The sequence below is a fragment of the Flavobacterium profundi genome, assembly GCF_006491645.1.
GTDB lineage: Bacteria > Bacteroidota > Bacteroidia > Flavobacteriales > Flavobacteriaceae > Flavobacterium > Flavobacterium profundi.
Genome location: NZ_VDCZ01000008.1, coordinates 57,567 through 72,154, shown reverse-complemented (window position 1 = coordinate 72,154; position 14,588 = coordinate 57,567). Strand labels below are relative to the sequence as shown.

Annotated in this window: 24 protein-coding genes; 23 read left to right on the top strand and 1 reads right to left on the bottom strand. The window is 30.3% G+C overall.

Annotation, left to right across the window (positions count from 1 at the left end; translation table 11 throughout):
• Nucleotide 1 precedes the first annotated feature (1 nt).
• From FHG05_RS11325 to FHG05_RS11305, 5 genes are all read left to right on the top strand, one after another.
• Nucleotides 2-490: a hypothetical protein gene (locus FHG05_RS11325; RefSeq protein ID WP_140998141.1), complete on the top strand. Its 489-nt coding sequence runs from the start codon at nucleotides 2-4 to the stop codon at nucleotides 488-490.
• Between the two features lie 181 nt (nucleotides 491-671).
• The gene (locus FHG05_RS11320) at nucleotides 672-923 is read left to right on the top strand and encodes a hypothetical protein (RefSeq protein WP_140998140.1); all 252 of its coding nucleotides are present in this window, start codon (nucleotides 672-674) and stop codon (nucleotides 921-923) included.
• 120 nt (nucleotides 924-1,043) lie between these two features.
• On the top strand, nucleotides 1,044-1,376 hold the full coding sequence (locus FHG05_RS11315; RefSeq protein WP_140998139.1) for a hypothetical protein: 333 nt from the start codon (nucleotides 1,044-1,046) through the stop codon (nucleotides 1,374-1,376).
• A gap of 46 nt (nucleotides 1,377-1,422) precedes the next feature.
• The gene (locus FHG05_RS11310) at nucleotides 1,423-1,779 is read left to right on the top strand and encodes a hypothetical protein (RefSeq protein ID WP_140998138.1); all 357 of its coding nucleotides are present in this window, start codon (nucleotides 1,423-1,425) and stop codon (nucleotides 1,777-1,779) included.
• Between the two features lie 139 nt (nucleotides 1,780-1,918).
• Entirely contained in the window at nucleotides 1,919-2,185 is a 267-nt protein-coding gene (locus FHG05_RS11305; RefSeq protein WP_140998137.1) for a hypothetical protein, read from the top strand.
• A gap of 63 nt (nucleotides 2,186-2,248) precedes the next feature.
• Here FHG05_RS11305 and FHG05_RS11300 read toward each other — a convergent pair whose 3' ends face one another.
• Entirely contained in the window at nucleotides 2,249-2,443 is a 195-nt protein-coding gene (locus FHG05_RS11300; protein ID WP_140998136.1) for a hypothetical protein, read from the bottom strand.
• A gap of 263 nt (nucleotides 2,444-2,706) precedes the next feature.
• Between FHG05_RS11300 and FHG05_RS11295 the strand changes: the two genes are divergently transcribed.
• From FHG05_RS11295 to FHG05_RS11210, 18 genes are all read left to right on the top strand, one after another.
• Nucleotides 2,707-4,263 (top strand): transglutaminase-like domain-containing protein, encoded by a 1,557-nt coding sequence (locus tag FHG05_RS11295; protein ID WP_140998135.1) that lies wholly within the window; start codon nucleotides 2,707-2,709, stop codon nucleotides 4,261-4,263.
• Nucleotides 4,256-5,110 carry a hypothetical protein gene (locus FHG05_RS11290; RefSeq protein WP_140998134.1) on the top strand — a complete coding sequence of 285 codons (855 nt, stop codon included), beginning with the start codon at nucleotides 4,256-4,258 and terminating at the stop codon, nucleotides 5,108-5,110. The genes FHG05_RS11295 and FHG05_RS11290 overlap by 8 nt, the downstream gene beginning before the upstream one ends.
• Before the next feature lie 29 nt (nucleotides 5,111-5,139).
• Nucleotides 5,140-5,607, top strand: a complete 468-nt coding sequence (locus tag FHG05_RS11285) for a hypothetical protein (RefSeq protein WP_140998133.1) — start codon at nucleotides 5,140-5,142, stop codon at nucleotides 5,605-5,607.
• A 65-nt stretch (nucleotides 5,608-5,672) separates the two neighbouring features.
• Nucleotides 5,673-6,260 carry a hypothetical protein gene (locus FHG05_RS11280; RefSeq protein ID WP_140998132.1) on the top strand — a complete coding sequence of 196 codons (588 nt, stop codon included), beginning with the start codon at nucleotides 5,673-5,675 and terminating at the stop codon, nucleotides 6,258-6,260.
• An 82-nt stretch (nucleotides 6,261-6,342) separates the two neighbouring features.
• Nucleotides 6,343-6,714 carry a hypothetical protein gene (locus FHG05_RS11275; RefSeq protein WP_140998131.1) on the top strand — a complete coding sequence of 124 codons (372 nt, stop codon included), beginning with the start codon at nucleotides 6,343-6,345 and terminating at the stop codon, nucleotides 6,712-6,714.
• A gap of 1 nt (nucleotide 6,715) precedes the next feature.
• Nucleotides 6,716-6,988 carry a hypothetical protein gene (locus tag FHG05_RS11270; RefSeq protein ID WP_140998130.1) on the top strand — a complete coding sequence of 91 codons (273 nt, stop codon included), beginning with the start codon at nucleotides 6,716-6,718 and terminating at the stop codon, nucleotides 6,986-6,988.
• A gap of 16 nt (nucleotides 6,989-7,004) precedes the next feature.
• Nucleotides 7,005-7,889, top strand: a complete 885-nt coding sequence (locus tag FHG05_RS11265) for a hypothetical protein (protein WP_140998129.1) — start codon at nucleotides 7,005-7,007, stop codon at nucleotides 7,887-7,889.
• 1 nt (nucleotide 7,890) lies between these two features.
• Nucleotides 7,891-8,076, top strand: a complete 186-nt coding sequence (locus FHG05_RS11260; RefSeq protein ID WP_140998128.1) for a hypothetical protein — start codon at nucleotides 7,891-7,893, stop codon at nucleotides 8,074-8,076.
• A gap of 1 nt (nucleotide 8,077) precedes the next feature.
• Nucleotides 8,078-8,827, top strand: coding sequence for a hypothetical protein (locus tag FHG05_RS11255; protein WP_140998127.1), 750 nt, complete (start codon nucleotides 8,078-8,080; stop codon nucleotides 8,825-8,827).
• Nucleotides 8,827-9,201: a carboxypeptidase-like regulatory domain-containing protein gene (locus FHG05_RS11250; protein ID WP_140998126.1), complete on the top strand. Its 375-nt coding sequence runs from the start codon at nucleotides 8,827-8,829 to the stop codon at nucleotides 9,199-9,201. Before FHG05_RS11255 ends, FHG05_RS11250 begins: the two co-directional genes overlap by 1 nt.
• Before the next feature lie 101 nt (nucleotides 9,202-9,302).
• Nucleotides 9,303-9,842, top strand: coding sequence for a glycoside hydrolase family 108 protein (locus tag FHG05_RS11245; RefSeq protein WP_181369170.1), 540 nt, complete (start codon nucleotides 9,303-9,305; stop codon nucleotides 9,840-9,842).
• 60 nt (nucleotides 9,843-9,902) lie between these two features.
• Nucleotides 9,903-11,417, top strand: a complete 1,515-nt coding sequence (locus FHG05_RS11240) for a hypothetical protein (protein ID WP_140998124.1) — start codon at nucleotides 9,903-9,905, stop codon at nucleotides 11,415-11,417.
• Nucleotides 11,418-11,430: 13 nt separating this feature from the next.
• Nucleotides 11,431-12,144 (top strand): leucine-rich repeat domain-containing protein, encoded by a 714-nt coding sequence (locus FHG05_RS11235; RefSeq protein ID WP_140998123.1) that lies wholly within the window; start codon nucleotides 11,431-11,433, stop codon nucleotides 12,142-12,144.
• Between the two features lie 11 nt (nucleotides 12,145-12,155).
• Nucleotides 12,156-12,506, top strand: coding sequence for a hypothetical protein (locus FHG05_RS11230; RefSeq protein ID WP_140998122.1), 351 nt, complete (start codon nucleotides 12,156-12,158; stop codon nucleotides 12,504-12,506).
• Complete coding sequence (locus FHG05_RS11225) at nucleotides 12,503-13,048, top strand: hypothetical protein (RefSeq protein WP_140998121.1); 546 nt, start codon at nucleotides 12,503-12,505, stop codon at nucleotides 13,046-13,048. Before FHG05_RS11230 ends, FHG05_RS11225 begins: the two co-directional genes overlap by 4 nt.
• A gap of 2 nt (nucleotides 13,049-13,050) precedes the next feature.
• Nucleotides 13,051-13,344, top strand: a complete 294-nt coding sequence (locus tag FHG05_RS11220; RefSeq protein ID WP_140998120.1) for a hypothetical protein — start codon at nucleotides 13,051-13,053, stop codon at nucleotides 13,342-13,344.
• Between the two features lie 29 nt (nucleotides 13,345-13,373).
• Nucleotides 13,374-13,856: a hypothetical protein gene (locus FHG05_RS11215; RefSeq protein ID WP_140998119.1), complete on the top strand. Its 483-nt coding sequence runs from the start codon at nucleotides 13,374-13,376 to the stop codon at nucleotides 13,854-13,856.
• Nucleotides 13,857-13,877: 21 nt separating this feature from the next.
• Nucleotides 13,878-14,588: an Eco57I restriction-modification methylase domain-containing protein gene (locus FHG05_RS11210; protein ID WP_140998118.1), complete on the top strand. Its 711-nt coding sequence runs from the start codon at nucleotides 13,878-13,880 to the stop codon at nucleotides 14,586-14,588.

Below are 14,588 nucleotides of genomic sequence, written 5' to 3'. Positions count from 1 at the left end.
AATGTCTAAAGTAATAATAATCTCAAGATTTTTTCCAGTTGGTCATAAAAGGCAACAAGAAAAAACAGACTTTCTAGCTAAGTTTTGGGCAAATCATGGTATCATAATGCAAAACTATCATTTAGAACAATTGATAGATGATTACGCTAACGTTTCAAAAATAGGCTTTTTGATGAACCCTAAAAAGCATACAATTAGAAAAGGTAATCGGTTTAAAAAAGGTGATTATTTCTCACCAAGAGTTTGGAGTGGTAGACCATATCATAGCAAACAAATTATCGTAGCACCTGATACTAAAATAAAGGAAGTATATCAGATAGAAATTAGAAATGATTTATCAATTTTAATTGATAACAAAGCCTTCAACTCAATTGATATTTTAGCTAATAATGATGGACTTAATAAAGAAGATTTTATTAATTGGTTTTCAAATCAATTACCATTTAAAGGACAAATTATTTGTTGGAATACTTATAATATTAACTATTAAAATTACAGAAATGAATAAATATGAATTTTATAAACTGATAAAAGTAATGCTATTATTTATAGCAACATTTTGGGTAATATCATTTTTTGGACTAGCAATTTATTTAATCTATAACTATTAAATAATATTTAATTTTTAAAAAAACACTAAAAAAATAAAGTACAATTTAAAGTATATTATTATGTCAAAAGCACTAAAATCAGATAAGCCTTTAAACGCAAAAATTAATAAAAATTTCTTCATTTTGGTTTTAGAAAATCCAAAAGAGAATGACGTTAAAAACACCAAAATTACTTCAGCAAATAAGCTTTCAGAGTATCTAAAGGACGAAGAACTTAAAATAAGGCTTTTTGAGGAAGTTTTAGGTAACGGAAAGTACAAAACGACACGTTTAATAAGAAATAGGCTTAAAATCATTTTTTACTCAAAATAACATTTTGACTTTAAATAAGCGTTTTTAAGCAATTTTATATCAATATGAAATAAAGCTAAGGACGATTAAAAAAAGTCTCTTAAAATAAAAATTCGATAAAAATAACTAATACTATAAATTATGATTAAGACTAACAATCAAAGAGAAGAAACGATAAAAAAGTGGAATAATAAATACATTATAGATATAGAAAACAAAGAAATTTTTTATTTTGATGCACAACGTGATTGGTTTGTATTATTCAATTATCCTAATAGATTTTCAGAAATTGAAAATGTTTATGAAAAAATAATACCAAAGAAAACTTATGTAATATATGCAGATTCAAAATATTTAGTTTCTTCTATTATAGAAATGCCAGGAGAATTTAAAATGATTGAAATTTACGATGAACCACCAAGTTTGCATACAGATTTAATTAATTTAAAAAATCTAACTGTTTTAGTTGATTAAGAACTCTTAAAATTAACACTCAATAAAAAAATTAATAATAAAAATTATGATTAAAAATAACATTAGAATGGTTGTGCAAGGTCCAGTTGAAAATGCGTTCGACTTTGCTGTTAGATTAGAAAAAGAGTGTGATAAAATTGCATTACAATTCAAAAGAAAAATTAATGCAGCTCCAATAGTATTCCTTACTTCAGATAGTTCAGGAAGACAGACAGCTACCTTGCAGTTTATGACTAACGAAAAAAATAAAAATGAAGATTTATTTAATCCTTTTCAATTAAGACTTGCTTATGATAACTTTTTAAAGAAATTTGGAAAAAATAAAAATGCAGAAGAATTATTTAATTTTTTATTAGCAGAAAAACAAAAAAATTATGAAGATAGATCGCTTAAAAAAAAATGATAAGTTTGTATCAAAGGATTTAGATGGTTGCTGTTATGTATTTATGGAAAAGGAAATAGACGTCTATCATTACAGATTATTTGGAACATCAATGTATTTTAGGACAAAAAAAAAAATTAATGTAGTAAAACTATAAACTATGCTTAAACCAAACCAATTTAGTCCAACAAAAGAAGAAATTGAAAATATAATTAAAAAGAACAAAAAATTAACTCAATATGAAAAAAAATGCTATAAATGTGGTCATAAACCTTGTTCTCATTGTGACGGATTTACATGTGATACATATCTACACAATGTAGAAATGTCAGGAAATTGGGAAGATTATAACGAAGAAGATATTATGGAAGATGGAAGTTTGTTTCCACCTCATTGTTGTTGTGATGGTCAATGTAGTTATGATTAAGGTTGTTTTTATAAAAAAATATTAATGTAGTAATTCAAAAGCCACTTATATAAGTGGCTTTTTTTATTCTAATTCTTTATAAATGTATTCTAATTCTCTCGGGTATATTATTTTTCTGTCTTTAGCTTCTTTTAAAGAAATGCCACTTACCCTTGCAATAGTTTCATTAATTAAAGGTCTTAAAATCCTTTCAGAAACTTTAGGAAAATCTTTATAAACTTCACTTTTTGTTTTAAAATTCAATTCTTTATTACTCATACTAAAGTGGTTAAATGGTTCTCCAAAAATAGTTAAAAAAACAAACATTTTAAAAATAAAATGTTTGATAATCCTTGCAAATGTTAGATAATCCTATCAAATCCTTGCAAATCCTCGCAAATCCTTGCAAATCCTTGCAAATCCTTACAACGCTAAATTTTAGCTTTATACATTTGAACTCTGATTCATTGACATAGATTAGTTATTAAGTAAAACAAGCCTATTACAGGCGTATTAATTATTAATGTAATAGGTTTTTTATTATGGATATAATATCAAGAGTAAATAGGAAATTGCATCGAAACATAATGCCTGGATATCAATATGAGAAATTGATACCAAGATTTCAAAACAATGTGCATCATTTTGATAATGAAAATGATAACCATAACACTTACGATACACTCCAATTTATGCAACAATGGACTGTACAATATTATAAACAACTTGAAAAAGTTGCTCCACTTTTAAAAGGAGAAACAATTCAAGAAACAGTATCTAATATTTACAAATGGTTGTATTCCCATTTTCAGTATAACATAGATACTAACGTTCAAAAATTATTTGCTCCAAGTAGTGCTTGGTATTACAGAAAGAAAGGAATAGACTGTAAATCGTATAGCGTTTTAGCATCCTGTCTGCTGCTGAATTTGGATATACCGCATTCATTTAGGAAAGTAAAGCTAAGAGGTTCAAATCATTGGAGTCATGTTTATGTAATTGTACCAACTAATTTAGGTTACTATGTGATTGACGCTACAACACATGATAATAAAGAAGTTAATTATAATGAAAAATACGATTTAAGTATGTCAGGATTAACACACATAGGACTAGCTAGTCCACTAGATGAAAATCAAAAGCAAATGTATTTTGAAAATCCATATGATTATCAAATGTTAGCGTGTAGTTGTGGGGAACAAAACCCGATCAATTATTTAGCAGCCAATGAAGATGGGAGTGATATTAATTTTGATTGGGTATCAAAATTATTCAAAGACTTAAATCTATCAAAACTATTCAATTCAATTAAATGTTGGGGCGGAACGGCATTTGATGCAAACCGTTTACAAGCATTAATCCCCGAAATCACAAAATACTTTATATCTATTATTGCTAAATACAATAAAGCAATAGAAGAAAAGCGTTTTGAAGACGTTCATAAAATTTATGTTGAGTATTGGTTAAAAAGAAACGCATTAGTACTAACGTATATTACAAAATATCGTGAAGGATGGAACCCTTGTTCCGATGCATCTTTTGAATTTCTACTTTCTTTCTTTGATAATAAAATTTGGAAAGTTTTGGGACTTGCTTTTGAAAAACACATTGTAACATACTTTGAAATTGGTCCTGATAGAACACCTTATAATTTCACACATTTTGCCAATTCAAAAGACTATTTTGATGGTGTTTATCTATGGGGAACTAATCTAGGAGTAAATATCGTAGCTTCAGAGCATAGTTATTCAGTTAACAATAAACCTAAAACAGAACAAATCCCTGCTTTTATTTTAACACCTGAAATTGAAAGTGCTTTAAATAGCGATGTAGCATCATCGTCTATTAATCTTGCTAGCGTAATGCAAACTATCTTAACAACTGCACCAGTTATTTTTTCAGTTTTGGGACAAGGAGATAGTACTACAGGAAACACCAATGATACAAATGGAGATACCAACTATAGTAATTTACCTCCAAAAAACCAACAAGTTACCAAAGCAGGATTTGGTACTGTGGCAGGCGTAGTTATGGTTTTAGCAGCTGGTGCTTATATGTTTAAAGGAGACGACAAAAATAAAACCGTTGCAGATGTATAATAACCAATACACATACAATCAGGAACAACTTAACGGATGGTTGGGTAGAGCTTTAAAAAGACTTATTGTTAAAGTAGCGAGTTTTGTAGATAGTTCACTAAATACTGCCACTTTTGGAATATCGTCAGAAATCGGAAGTTTTTCCAATTTGGCTCAAGACATTGGATCAGGTGGAAGCTCTTTTTGGCAAAGAGGAACCTTTAACGAGTATGATGAGATTCTTGCAAATCTACAGAATGACCCAAGAGGTTTGTACGAACCTACTTTTAATGAAGAAATGTTACTTGACGATTTTTCAAACGATTTGAGTTTGATTATTCAAGACATCACCAATGATGTTTTGGCTATCGAAAACCAAGCTTTTAGTGAGGCGAAATTGGAAAAAATCAATGCCATTTTAAAAAGAGTTTCCCTTTTAAAAGAGTATCACAAATACAATGAGCTAAAAGGACTTTCAAAACCTGCATTAGAGCTTAGAGATTTATTAATTGAAACTATGGTAATTCCAGTATTAAAAGTGGTTTCTTCTCAAATGCAAGGGCAAACCAATTATGAAAAGAAAACTGTTAAGTTACTTATCTCTTCGGGTGGAGTTTTAACAGAATTACAACCAATTCTAAAAAGAATTTACAACACATTTGAAGCAATTGTTGAAGTCTACTTACCAAAACAGATTACAATTGGGAATAATGACAGCAACATAGACACAAATACAGGTGGTGGTTCAGGTTCATCAAATACAAATGGAAATACCACTACTCCAACAGAGAAAAAAGGATATAGTTTAGTAACCAAAATAGGAATAGGCTTTGGAGTTAGCCTAATAATAAAAAAACTCCTTAAATAATTTTAAAAACCATTTAAACCACAAAAACCATGTTTAAGAAACCGACACAAAAAACAGTAGTAGGTCAAGCTACTAAAATTGGTGCAGGAGTTATTGGAGCAAAGCTTTCAGACGGTGTGGCGGCAGTTATGCCTGAAAGCACTAACTCTTACAAAAAAGGTGCAATTGCTGTAGCTGCATTAGTTGGAGCTGCGTGTATAGACACAAAAACAACCGCAGGAGAAGTTGCACAAGCGGCTTTAGTAGGAATGGCTATCAAACAAGGTAGCGATGCCGTTACCGACTTGTTAGTCCCTGCAATTGATGCACAAGACAACAGTAAAACTACTGGTAAGTTCATCAATGCCGTTGTAGGACACAATGCAGAAACAATCGTACAACCTGCTCCAGTAAGCGCAAAAATGTTGAATAGCTCGTATTCTTGGAATCAAGGAACTACACCTTTAGAAAGAGCTGAACCTGTTACGCTACCAAGTAGAGCACCTTTAGGCGTTTAATTCAATCAAAAAATCATTTTAAAAACAATTTAGTAAAAACAAAAACCATTTAATACCACAAAACCATGAATAACAAAGTTTTTTTCGTAATGGCTATTAATTTCTTAATCGGAATTAAAGAAAGATTATCAACACAATTACAGTCTGATTTTCAAAAAAATAATGTTGCCTTACAAGATCAAGTTTTAGAACTTAAAAAAGAAATTTCAGGAGGAGGAACAATCGACCTTTTAGATGCAACTGATGAACGTGTAGACGGTATCAACTCTTTTGATAAAAACCGTTTAAAAACAGGTAGAGCCTTTGTCTTTGACGAAGTTGCAATTGGATATGCTACAAATGCTGCTTCAGGATTAGCAGGTAATATTGATTATGTATCGGATGCACCAAAAGAATTGCGTAATGCAGTATTTATCTTAGAACAAGAGGGTAGAGAAGTTTTAAGAATGCCTATTAAAGATTTGAATAACAAAGATGGCTTCAAAATTTCAGATGCTTATAAAGAGTTAAGAACTCTTCATTATTTTGCTGATAATAGAGAAATAACTGCAAAAATCAAATTCCCTCCAGGAGTAACTTTAGATGCAGGAGTAAAACACTACGTGTATTTACGAATCAACGGTGCTCAGACTTCTAAAAAGTCAGACGTATAATATTCTCGAAACCATTTAACCACAACCATAACTAAAAAGCCTTGCCTTATTGTAAGGTAAGGCTTTTTTAATTTTAAGTTTTATGAAAAAATTTGAAACCAAAATCATTAATGTTACTCTTCCAGCTGCAAACTCCACCGTAGATTCTACCTCGATAAAATTACCTGATGGAAAAGTAATTGGTATTGCACAAGTAAATACTGGAAATACTTCAGGTGAAATAATTAATTTATCTATCCTTAACAATGGAAATGAGGTTTTAAGCCCTAGTGATTTATCCTTTTCCAAACAACAACCAGGAGGTGGATTTTTAAACTCATTACGCCCTGTGGATTTCGAAGGTGGGTATGAGTATAACATAAGACTTTCGGCTTACACTCCAAGTAGAGCAAATAATATTACTGTTCAAGTTTTATTTGCAGTAGTAACAAACCAAGATTCAAGCAAGTGTTAAGATGAAAAAAGTAAACTACGTTAGAGCTACTATTAATAATAGTATAGATGCTTTCCCTCTTGAGGGATGTATTAACCCTGTATTTCAAAATTTAGGAGATGCACCTGTTATTATTGATGGTGTCTTGTATGATAAAGACGAAAGTTTTCCCATTCATACAAACGGATTAGAAATCGACAAAGGCAATAACGTGTCAATTATTTTTCAATCTGAAACAGGAAAAAACCTACTCTTTAGATGTTTAAAAGTATCTGAAGATAAATGTAATCAATAATATAACGCTACATATTATGAGTTCAATTCAAAATACAATTAATTTTTTAAAAGAGAATCCAGAGAATTTCATTTGGATTACCAATCTAAATAACGATACGCGAATAGGTCAAAATGTTCATTATAAAGACATTCCAAACGAAGATTTAGAACAATACATTTTGTCTTTAAATCCAAGCACCAAAACAAGAGCTTGGATTGAGCATCGCAAAAAGCAAGGCAATACAAATGTAAAAGTAAGAGGTATGGGTTACACCATTAAATTTGATGCTGAAAGTGACAAACCTCAAAATTTACCAGTTGCAACATCATCCAATCACTTACCTACAAATCAGGCAATACCACAACATTATTCCTATCCAACCATTAATCCAAATCCTATTGATTATGGAGCATTAGGAAGTCCTTTTGGATTATCTGCACCTGAAACAAGAGATATGGTTCGTAAAGCAGATAAGTACGAAGCGATGAAAGAAACTTTGGAAGAGCGCACAGAGGAACTCAGAAAAATTAAACAGGATTTTGATTTACAAGAAATTGAAAACAGAGAACTCAAAAGTAAACTAGCGGTTTCAGAACAGGAAAAAACTATGGCTATTACTTTGGCTAAAATGGAAAACAAATCCTTTTTAGATTCACCTGCTTTTGAAAAACTTATTGAAAAAGCACCTGAAGTATTTGCCAATATGGTTGCAATGAAAAGTGGACAAGTTCCTACTACTACTGCATTAAATAGTCCATTAAACAATTTATCAGACGTTAAACGTGATTTTGTAGATTACATTTCTGCAAATGAGGTTTCTGATCAAGATGTAAACTTTGTAGGAGCTACTTTAAACTTTATGGGTAACGATCAATTTAAAGCAGAATTACAACAATTAATAACTAAATACAATATCTAAAATGGCTAATGTAATTATAACTGGAAAAAACTCGATTGATGAACTTAAAAGAGTTAAAGCAATTGAGAAATTAAAAGCTTTATCTACCGAAGAATTAGAGCGATTAACTTCTTTGTCAGATAATAGTAAAGCTAGAGCTTATTTGAGTTCAGCCACTAAATTCGCCATGTTAAAAACCTTTTTATAAAATGAAAAAACAACTATCAAACCCTTTAGCAGTTGCTACCTTAGCCACAAATCCCGATGTGATTAGAACCACAAAAACATTAGTTATTGGAGGTGGTATTGCCTTTGCGGGGTATTATGGTTGGAAAAAATATAAAGAATGGCAAAAGCAAAAGTTTGTGGAGAAATATGCGCATCTACCTGATGTGCAAGCAGCAATGGTCATGTACAAAGCCATGTTTTCCATTGACAAAATTGATGCGTGGCCGTTTGGCTCTATTACCATTCCTGATGGAACTGATGAAGCACAACTTAATAGTTTGGCTCTAAAAGTTTCTTCTTTGGAAAATGTAGTAAAAGCCTATAAAGTGCTGTTCGATAGTAATTTATTGACTGATGTATTAAGCGAATTAAACAATAGAGAACTTCAAAAGTTCTTTGATTCATTAGGTGCTAAATCAGAATATGAAGGTCAGTTTAATCCTGATGGAAGTATTAAGCCACAAACACCTTTTACAGTTGGTACGACAATTCAAGTTTTAAACCCAAACGGTACTACTATCTATAAAGCCAATGAAGTTAACGGTGAATATCAAAACAGTGGCGTAAAAAGAGACTTTATGAAGTACTCACAAACTATCGGAGAAATTATTAGAGTGTACAGAGGAGTTACAAGCGGACAGTATTATTATGTTGTAGATGTAGCATGGTCCTTAGATACCTTTTACGGTTATGGTTGGGTGGCTCATAAAGAAGTTAATAGAGAAATATAATGGAAACGAAAACAAACATAGTTGCTTTTAAAGGCAAAGTAGTAGATGAGTTTGGAGAAGCACTCGAGGGGGCACACGTAAGCATTTTGGATTACCCAAGTTTTAATGGAGTTCCTTATGGAGTAGTTACTGATGCAAAAGGGGATTTTTCTATCTCTGATTTTAATATCAATAATTACTCTAAAGTAGCTATTAGCTACGTTGGGAAAGAACAAATTCAAGACATTGTTCTTAATCTGAATTACAAAACCATTTTAATGAAAGATGCGTTTACCAATTTACCTGGATATACTGGAACCTATAAAAAGAAGCCTTGTTGGTTATGCATACTTATTCTTGCAAGCCTTTTTGGGTATAGTGTCTATTCGAAATAAAAATATTTAAGATACTTCTTTTTTTATTAGTTGTATTAGTAGCGAGGTTGACAGCATTGGGCAGCAATGCCCTTTGCTTCAATTTTTAAAGTATAATGATTATGGCAAATTTTAATGATTTTTTAAAAATACTTCAGAATGTTGAGGGTGGCTATCAAAAGCATTCTCAAGATTCAGGAAACTATAATAGCTTAGGACAATTAGTAGGAACCAATTGGGGTATTTCTGCAAAAACTTATGAGCTTTGGATTAAAAGACCACCCACAGAAACTGATATGCGTATTATGCCAAAAAGTACTGCGGTCCAAATTTACAAGCTATGGTATTGGAATGTAATGCGTGGAGATTCAATAAGCAATCAATCTGTTGCAAACATCATTATCGATCATGGGGTAAATGCAGGAATTGGTTTAGCAGCCAAAGAAGTGCAACGTGTTTTAAATCAAAAATTTGGTTATGCATTAGCAGTTGATGGTGTAATTGGTAATCAAACGATACAAGCAATTAACAAAGTAAATCAAGAACAACTACACGAGCTTTATATGATAGAAAGAATTAATCATTACAAAAGTCTAGGAGGTGTGTTTTTACAAGGGTGGCTTGACCGTTTAAAATCCTTTGTGTTTAAAAAAAAAGCTTAATCACTTTTACAGGTGTAGCACTTATTACCCTTACAGCCCTAACTATTAAAAAGATAAGAAATGAATAATTTATTTATACCTATTGGCAAAATATTCAATAATACAACCAAAGACTTGCCTGCTGATTTTTATATCGCTGGTTCGGCTCAGGGTAATGAACTAGTTTATAAAACCAATACGTATCGAACTTTTGTTCTTTCGATACCAGGAACAACCATAACCAATATTAACGAGATTGTCAGAAATGGCAATGACCTTTTCTTGACGTGTAATTTTGGAGTGGATAATATTATCGTTTCTCTAATTAATTGCCAAATTAAATCGAATAAATTAGTCTATGAAGCGATTAATTATAAGGCTTTAACTGGAATTACATTTGTTCACAGTATGGTTTTCTATGAAGACTATTTGTATTTATCAAATCGAGTAACAGGTCAACCTGTAATTTTAGGTAAAATTAATCCGTACAATTTAGAAGAGCAAACCTATTTTCAATTACCAAGTGGAACGGGTTACATTGGTTCAACTGATACGTTAAAAGTGTATCGAGGTTATATCTATACGCTAATTTCTAACGGTAATTCAGGAGCCTATTTAGTAAAAGTGGATTTGTCTTTTAATTCAGTTCAAATAATTTATACCACTGGAACCACAGCTGCCAAAAGAATCAATTCACCTTATCCGTTTTACATCTACAATGATGAAATTTTCATTGTTTGGGTAAACCGCTCTTCAGGAGTTTATAATAAAATTGGTATTGATGTTTTGAATTTAGATGGTACTGAATTAAGGAATTCAGGTGAACTAACTACAACCTTAGATGGAACTCAAAGACCGCATCCGCATTGGATGACCATTTTTAATGGGAAGATTGTAATTACTTCCCTTTACAATAAATTCATTTGTCGTATTGACTGTAAAACATTAGACTTAGAAGAGTGTATAAATGTTGGTATGACAGTAACCGATGATAATTCGATGATGCCAAATGGATATATTTATCTTAATGGAGAAGCTAACATATATGACCCTGCATATTTACCCAAATTATTAAAAATTAAGTACGATAATTTTACCGATTTAACGGAAGAAATTTCTACTCAAAAGTTTTTTAATGGGAATGGATCAGTAGGTTCAATCAATTACAACTATACTGGCAATATTCAACCAGTATCTAAAACCAATTATTCAAGAAAATATAAAACCATTACAGGTTTTATTGCTCAAAATGGTACAAATAATCCATCTTTAGAAATATTGGATAATGATTTTGAACAATTTAATTTAAGTTTTACACGTAATTCTTTAGGAAATTATAAAACTAGCATTCCTGATAATTTTTATGCAACGTTAATTCTTTGTCCAAACATTATTCCAACTTCTTTAACTCTTGAAAATGATGTAGCTAACATAAAAATAGCTACTGGAGTTGATGGAACAGAAGCCTACATTGTAACTACTAAAAATGGAATTTTATCGGATGACTGTATCCCTTATAATTATTTTGAATTGAGGGTTTATGAACCTGATGCATTTGAATTATTCACAGACGAATTTACAGACGAATTTATCTAAAAAAAATATAATTATGCCAACTACACCAAACATCGAAGCGATTACTACTGAAGTAATGAATTATTTAAACGCTTTCACTACTAAAAAAAGTATTGGAAGGCCACAAATTATAACCGCTATTTCAAAAGCAGTAGAAAGACTATATACTCCTATGGATGCATTTATGTCAAGCAATAACATTCAAACTATTGATTTAACCAATTACGTAAATGTAGAAAGGTTGTTTGCAGGTGCTAATCCTTTTTCCTCTTTGGATTTATCACCATTAGTAAATTTAAAGCACTTGGAACTGTTTAATTTAAACGGAACTATGACAAGTGTAGATTTGTCAAATAATACTGCATTGGAAATTGTGAACTTTCAATTCTCTTACGGTATTAATTCAATAGATGTTTCTGCTTTAGTTAATTTGAAAGAACTAAATATCGGTTCAACTTCTATTAGTGCTTTAAACATTTCTACAAATACGCTATTAGAAAAATTAGTATTCAATAATAACACTTTGTCAACACTTAATATTTCAAATAATCCATTATTGACTTATTTAGATTTTGGAGGTAATGTATTAAGTAGTGCTGAAATTGATTCTATACTTGCCACATTAGTAGCCAATAATTTAAACAATGGCTATGTAAGTTTGGGAGGAAATAATGCGCCTGGAAGTCAAGGATTGACGGACAAAACTACTTTAGAAGGTAGAGGTTGGACAGTAATGGTTAATTCTTAATCTTTTTGTTTATGGATATTCACCAAATACTAAACTATTTTTTTGGTTCAACCACCATATTTGCAATTTACATTGCTTGGAAAAGTCGAAAAGCAGAAATAAAAAAGATAGAAGCTTTATCCAATCAGGAAGTTTCAAAAAGTGATCAAGAAAAAATTACAACAGCTGAAAAAACAATCGACCTTGTAGATAAGCTTAGAGAAAGAATGGATAGTGAATTTGAAAGAATGACTAAACAAATTCAAACTGTGCAGGAAGAAAACAAAAGGATTTCAGATGAAAATAAAAAAATAAAAGGAGAACTAGACCTTTATAAAAAACAATGTTCACAATGCAGTAATAACAAAATAGGAAAATCATGAAAAAAGCACTTGCCTTTTGGTTTATTTTTTTAGCTATGATACTCACTCTATCATGCATCACATCTTGTCGTTCCAAAAAAGTGACTGAGACAAAAACTATTGAGAAAAAATCTGATAGCTTAGTCCATAATACAAGTGTAAAAAAAGTAGTCGAAATTTCTAAAAAAATTAAAGATAGTAGTTCTAGTTATATGCCAGATTTAAAAACTGGACAAGGTAAAGACTGTGACAGCTTGTGTAATGAGAAATATCGTAACGCTTTAAAATCGATTAATTTTTACAAAAAAAGCGGTGAAAACAGTTATAAAATGTTTTATGATGAGAAAACTCAATTCTTATATACCATAGCTAATATGCAAGAAACTATCAATACCCAAACAGATAGTATTTCTAAACTACAAAAAAAACAACAATCAATAAAAATAGTTGAAAGAGAAGTACAAGTAAATGTCTATCCAAAATGGCTATTAGGTTTTGCATTTTTGGGTCTTTTGTTTATCATTTTCTTATTATATCGTTTTAGTTTAATTTTTAAACCTTAATTATGAAAAATATATTAATACCTGTTGGGTTATTGGCTATTGGAGGAATACTTATTGCATCAAATAAAAAATCAATCAAAACAGATCTAGTTAGAAAACAACTTAAAGAATACATTAGAAGTATAACGGATAGTGATGCAGATTTACAGTTAATTGGAATCATTGATAAAATGACCGATGACGAAGTAATTTTTTTGAATGATTTATGGATAGTAAAGAAGTATTCACAACCCTATCCAAAAGAAGTACAAATAAAGTTTAACTCAATTGGTGAGAAATACAACATTTTCACTTAACGATATAATCTTTTAACTCAAAAAAAACTATGAAACTAACTACAAAAACAAAAATAGCAATTGGCTTAGCAGCTTTTGGATTAATCACTGCATATGGGTCCAAAAAGATTGCAGATTATCAAACAGTAATTAATAATTTACTATTTAAAATCGATAGTATTTATAAAGTTAGAGTTAAAGGAACTAAGTTACTATTCGATATTTCTGTAAAGTTTACCAATACCACTCAATATGATTTTTCGATAAATACTTTAGGTTTAGTTTCGGTAAAAAAGATAAAAGTATATCGTAATAATGTATTAATTGGGGAAGCCAATTCGGATATCACACAAATAGAAATACTAGCTTATAATTCATCTATTATCAAAGATATTACAATTGAAACTAACTATTTGCACCTTGTAAATGAATTGCTTAATTTTGAAGAATTCACCGATTTGAAAAGTTGGAAAACTGAAATTATCGTAGAAGCCTTAGGTCAAACTTATATTTTAGAGCAACCTTTGGAATAACCATTTAACCACTACACCGCCATGAGTAATTCTTTAATTAAAGAAATACTTACTAAATCTTCATTAAGCAATGAAGATTTAAGTATTTTAGAAGCCTTTGAGCCTAACGATGGCACAAATAGGCTTTATTCTTTTTTTACACCAATATGGATTTGTGAAGTAATGTATCAACTGGCAATTAGATACGGTTTCAATGAAACAAAAGGTAAAATTTTGGAACCAAGTTGTGGTACAGGTAATTTTCTAAAAGTTATTAAAAATCCAAAAAATATTACTGCATTTGAATTGGATAATTTAAACTATCAAATTGCAAAAAAAAGAGTTCCTGAAGCTACAATTTTCAATAACTATTTTGAAACAGCATTTTTAAAAGCACCTCGATATACAAGTGTCTTGAAGAATGAAGTAACTAATTTAGACAACTATCCTTTTGATTTAGTTATTGGTAATCCTCCTTACGGAAAATATAAAAATCTTTACTCTTCTTATTTTTCTAGTTTAAAAATCAAGCAAGTAGAAATGTTCTTTATGCTTCAATCAATGAAGTTATTAAAAAAGGGAGGTTTACTTGTTTTTATTACTGCACAAAACTTTATGAGAAATGATAAGACCTATATGCATGAAAAAAAACTAATTGGACAATATGCTGAATTTGTTGATGCTTATAGATTACCAAAAGTCTTTAAAAACACCGACGTACCTACAGATATATTAATTTTTAAAAGGAAATAA

Coding starts and splice junctions, on each gene's coding strand:
- FHG05_RS11325 (WP_140998141.1), top strand. CDS start 2: ATGTCTAAAGTAATAATAATCTCAAGATTTTTTCCAGTTGGTCATAAA.
- FHG05_RS11320 (WP_140998140.1), top strand. CDS start 672: ATGTCAAAAGCACTAAAATCAGATAAGCCTTTAAACGCAAAAATTAAT.
- FHG05_RS11315 (WP_140998139.1), top strand. CDS start 1,044: ATGATTAAGACTAACAATCAAAGAGAAGAAACGATAAAAAAGTGGAAT.
- FHG05_RS11310 (WP_140998138.1), top strand. CDS start 1,423: ATGATTAAAAATAACATTAGAATGGTTGTGCAAGGTCCAGTTGAAAAT.
- FHG05_RS11305 (WP_140998137.1), top strand. CDS start 1,919: ATGCTTAAACCAAACCAATTTAGTCCAACAAAAGAAGAAATTGAAAAT.
- FHG05_RS11300 (WP_140998136.1), bottom strand. CDS start 2,443: ATGAGTAATAAAGAATTGAATTTTAAAACAAAAAGTGAAGTTTATAAA.
- FHG05_RS11295 (WP_140998135.1), top strand. CDS start 2,707: ATGGATATAATATCAAGAGTAAATAGGAAATTGCATCGAAACATAATG.
- FHG05_RS11290 (WP_140998134.1), top strand. CDS start 4,256: ATGTATAATAACCAATACACATACAATCAGGAACAACTTAACGGATGG.
- FHG05_RS11285 (WP_140998133.1), top strand. CDS start 5,140: ATGTTTAAGAAACCGACACAAAAAACAGTAGTAGGTCAAGCTACTAAA.
- FHG05_RS11280 (WP_140998132.1), top strand. CDS start 5,673: ATGAATAACAAAGTTTTTTTCGTAATGGCTATTAATTTCTTAATCGGA.
- FHG05_RS11275 (WP_140998131.1), top strand. CDS start 6,343: ATGAAAAAATTTGAAACCAAAATCATTAATGTTACTCTTCCAGCTGCA.
- FHG05_RS11270 (WP_140998130.1), top strand. CDS start 6,716: ATGAAAAAAGTAAACTACGTTAGAGCTACTATTAATAATAGTATAGAT.
- FHG05_RS11265 (WP_140998129.1), top strand. CDS start 7,005: ATGAGTTCAATTCAAAATACAATTAATTTTTTAAAAGAGAATCCAGAG.
- FHG05_RS11260 (WP_140998128.1), top strand. CDS start 7,891: ATGGCTAATGTAATTATAACTGGAAAAAACTCGATTGATGAACTTAAA.
- FHG05_RS11255 (WP_140998127.1), top strand. CDS start 8,078: ATGAAAAAACAACTATCAAACCCTTTAGCAGTTGCTACCTTAGCCACA.
- FHG05_RS11250 (WP_140998126.1), top strand. CDS start 8,827: ATGGAAACGAAAACAAACATAGTTGCTTTTAAAGGCAAAGTAGTAGAT.
- FHG05_RS11245 (WP_181369170.1), top strand. CDS start 9,303: ATGGCAAATTTTAATGATTTTTTAAAAATACTTCAGAATGTTGAGGGT.
- FHG05_RS11240 (WP_140998124.1), top strand. CDS start 9,903: ATGAATAATTTATTTATACCTATTGGCAAAATATTCAATAATACAACC.
- FHG05_RS11235 (WP_140998123.1), top strand. CDS start 11,431: ATGCCAACTACACCAAACATCGAAGCGATTACTACTGAAGTAATGAAT.
- FHG05_RS11230 (WP_140998122.1), top strand. CDS start 12,156: ATGGATATTCACCAAATACTAAACTATTTTTTTGGTTCAACCACCATA.
- FHG05_RS11225 (WP_140998121.1), top strand. CDS start 12,503: ATGAAAAAAGCACTTGCCTTTTGGTTTATTTTTTTAGCTATGATACTC.
- FHG05_RS11220 (WP_140998120.1), top strand. CDS start 13,051: ATGAAAAATATATTAATACCTGTTGGGTTATTGGCTATTGGAGGAATA.
- FHG05_RS11215 (WP_140998119.1), top strand. CDS start 13,374: ATGAAACTAACTACAAAAACAAAAATAGCAATTGGCTTAGCAGCTTTT.
- FHG05_RS11210 (WP_140998118.1), top strand. CDS start 13,878: ATGAGTAATTCTTTAATTAAAGAAATACTTACTAAATCTTCATTAAGC.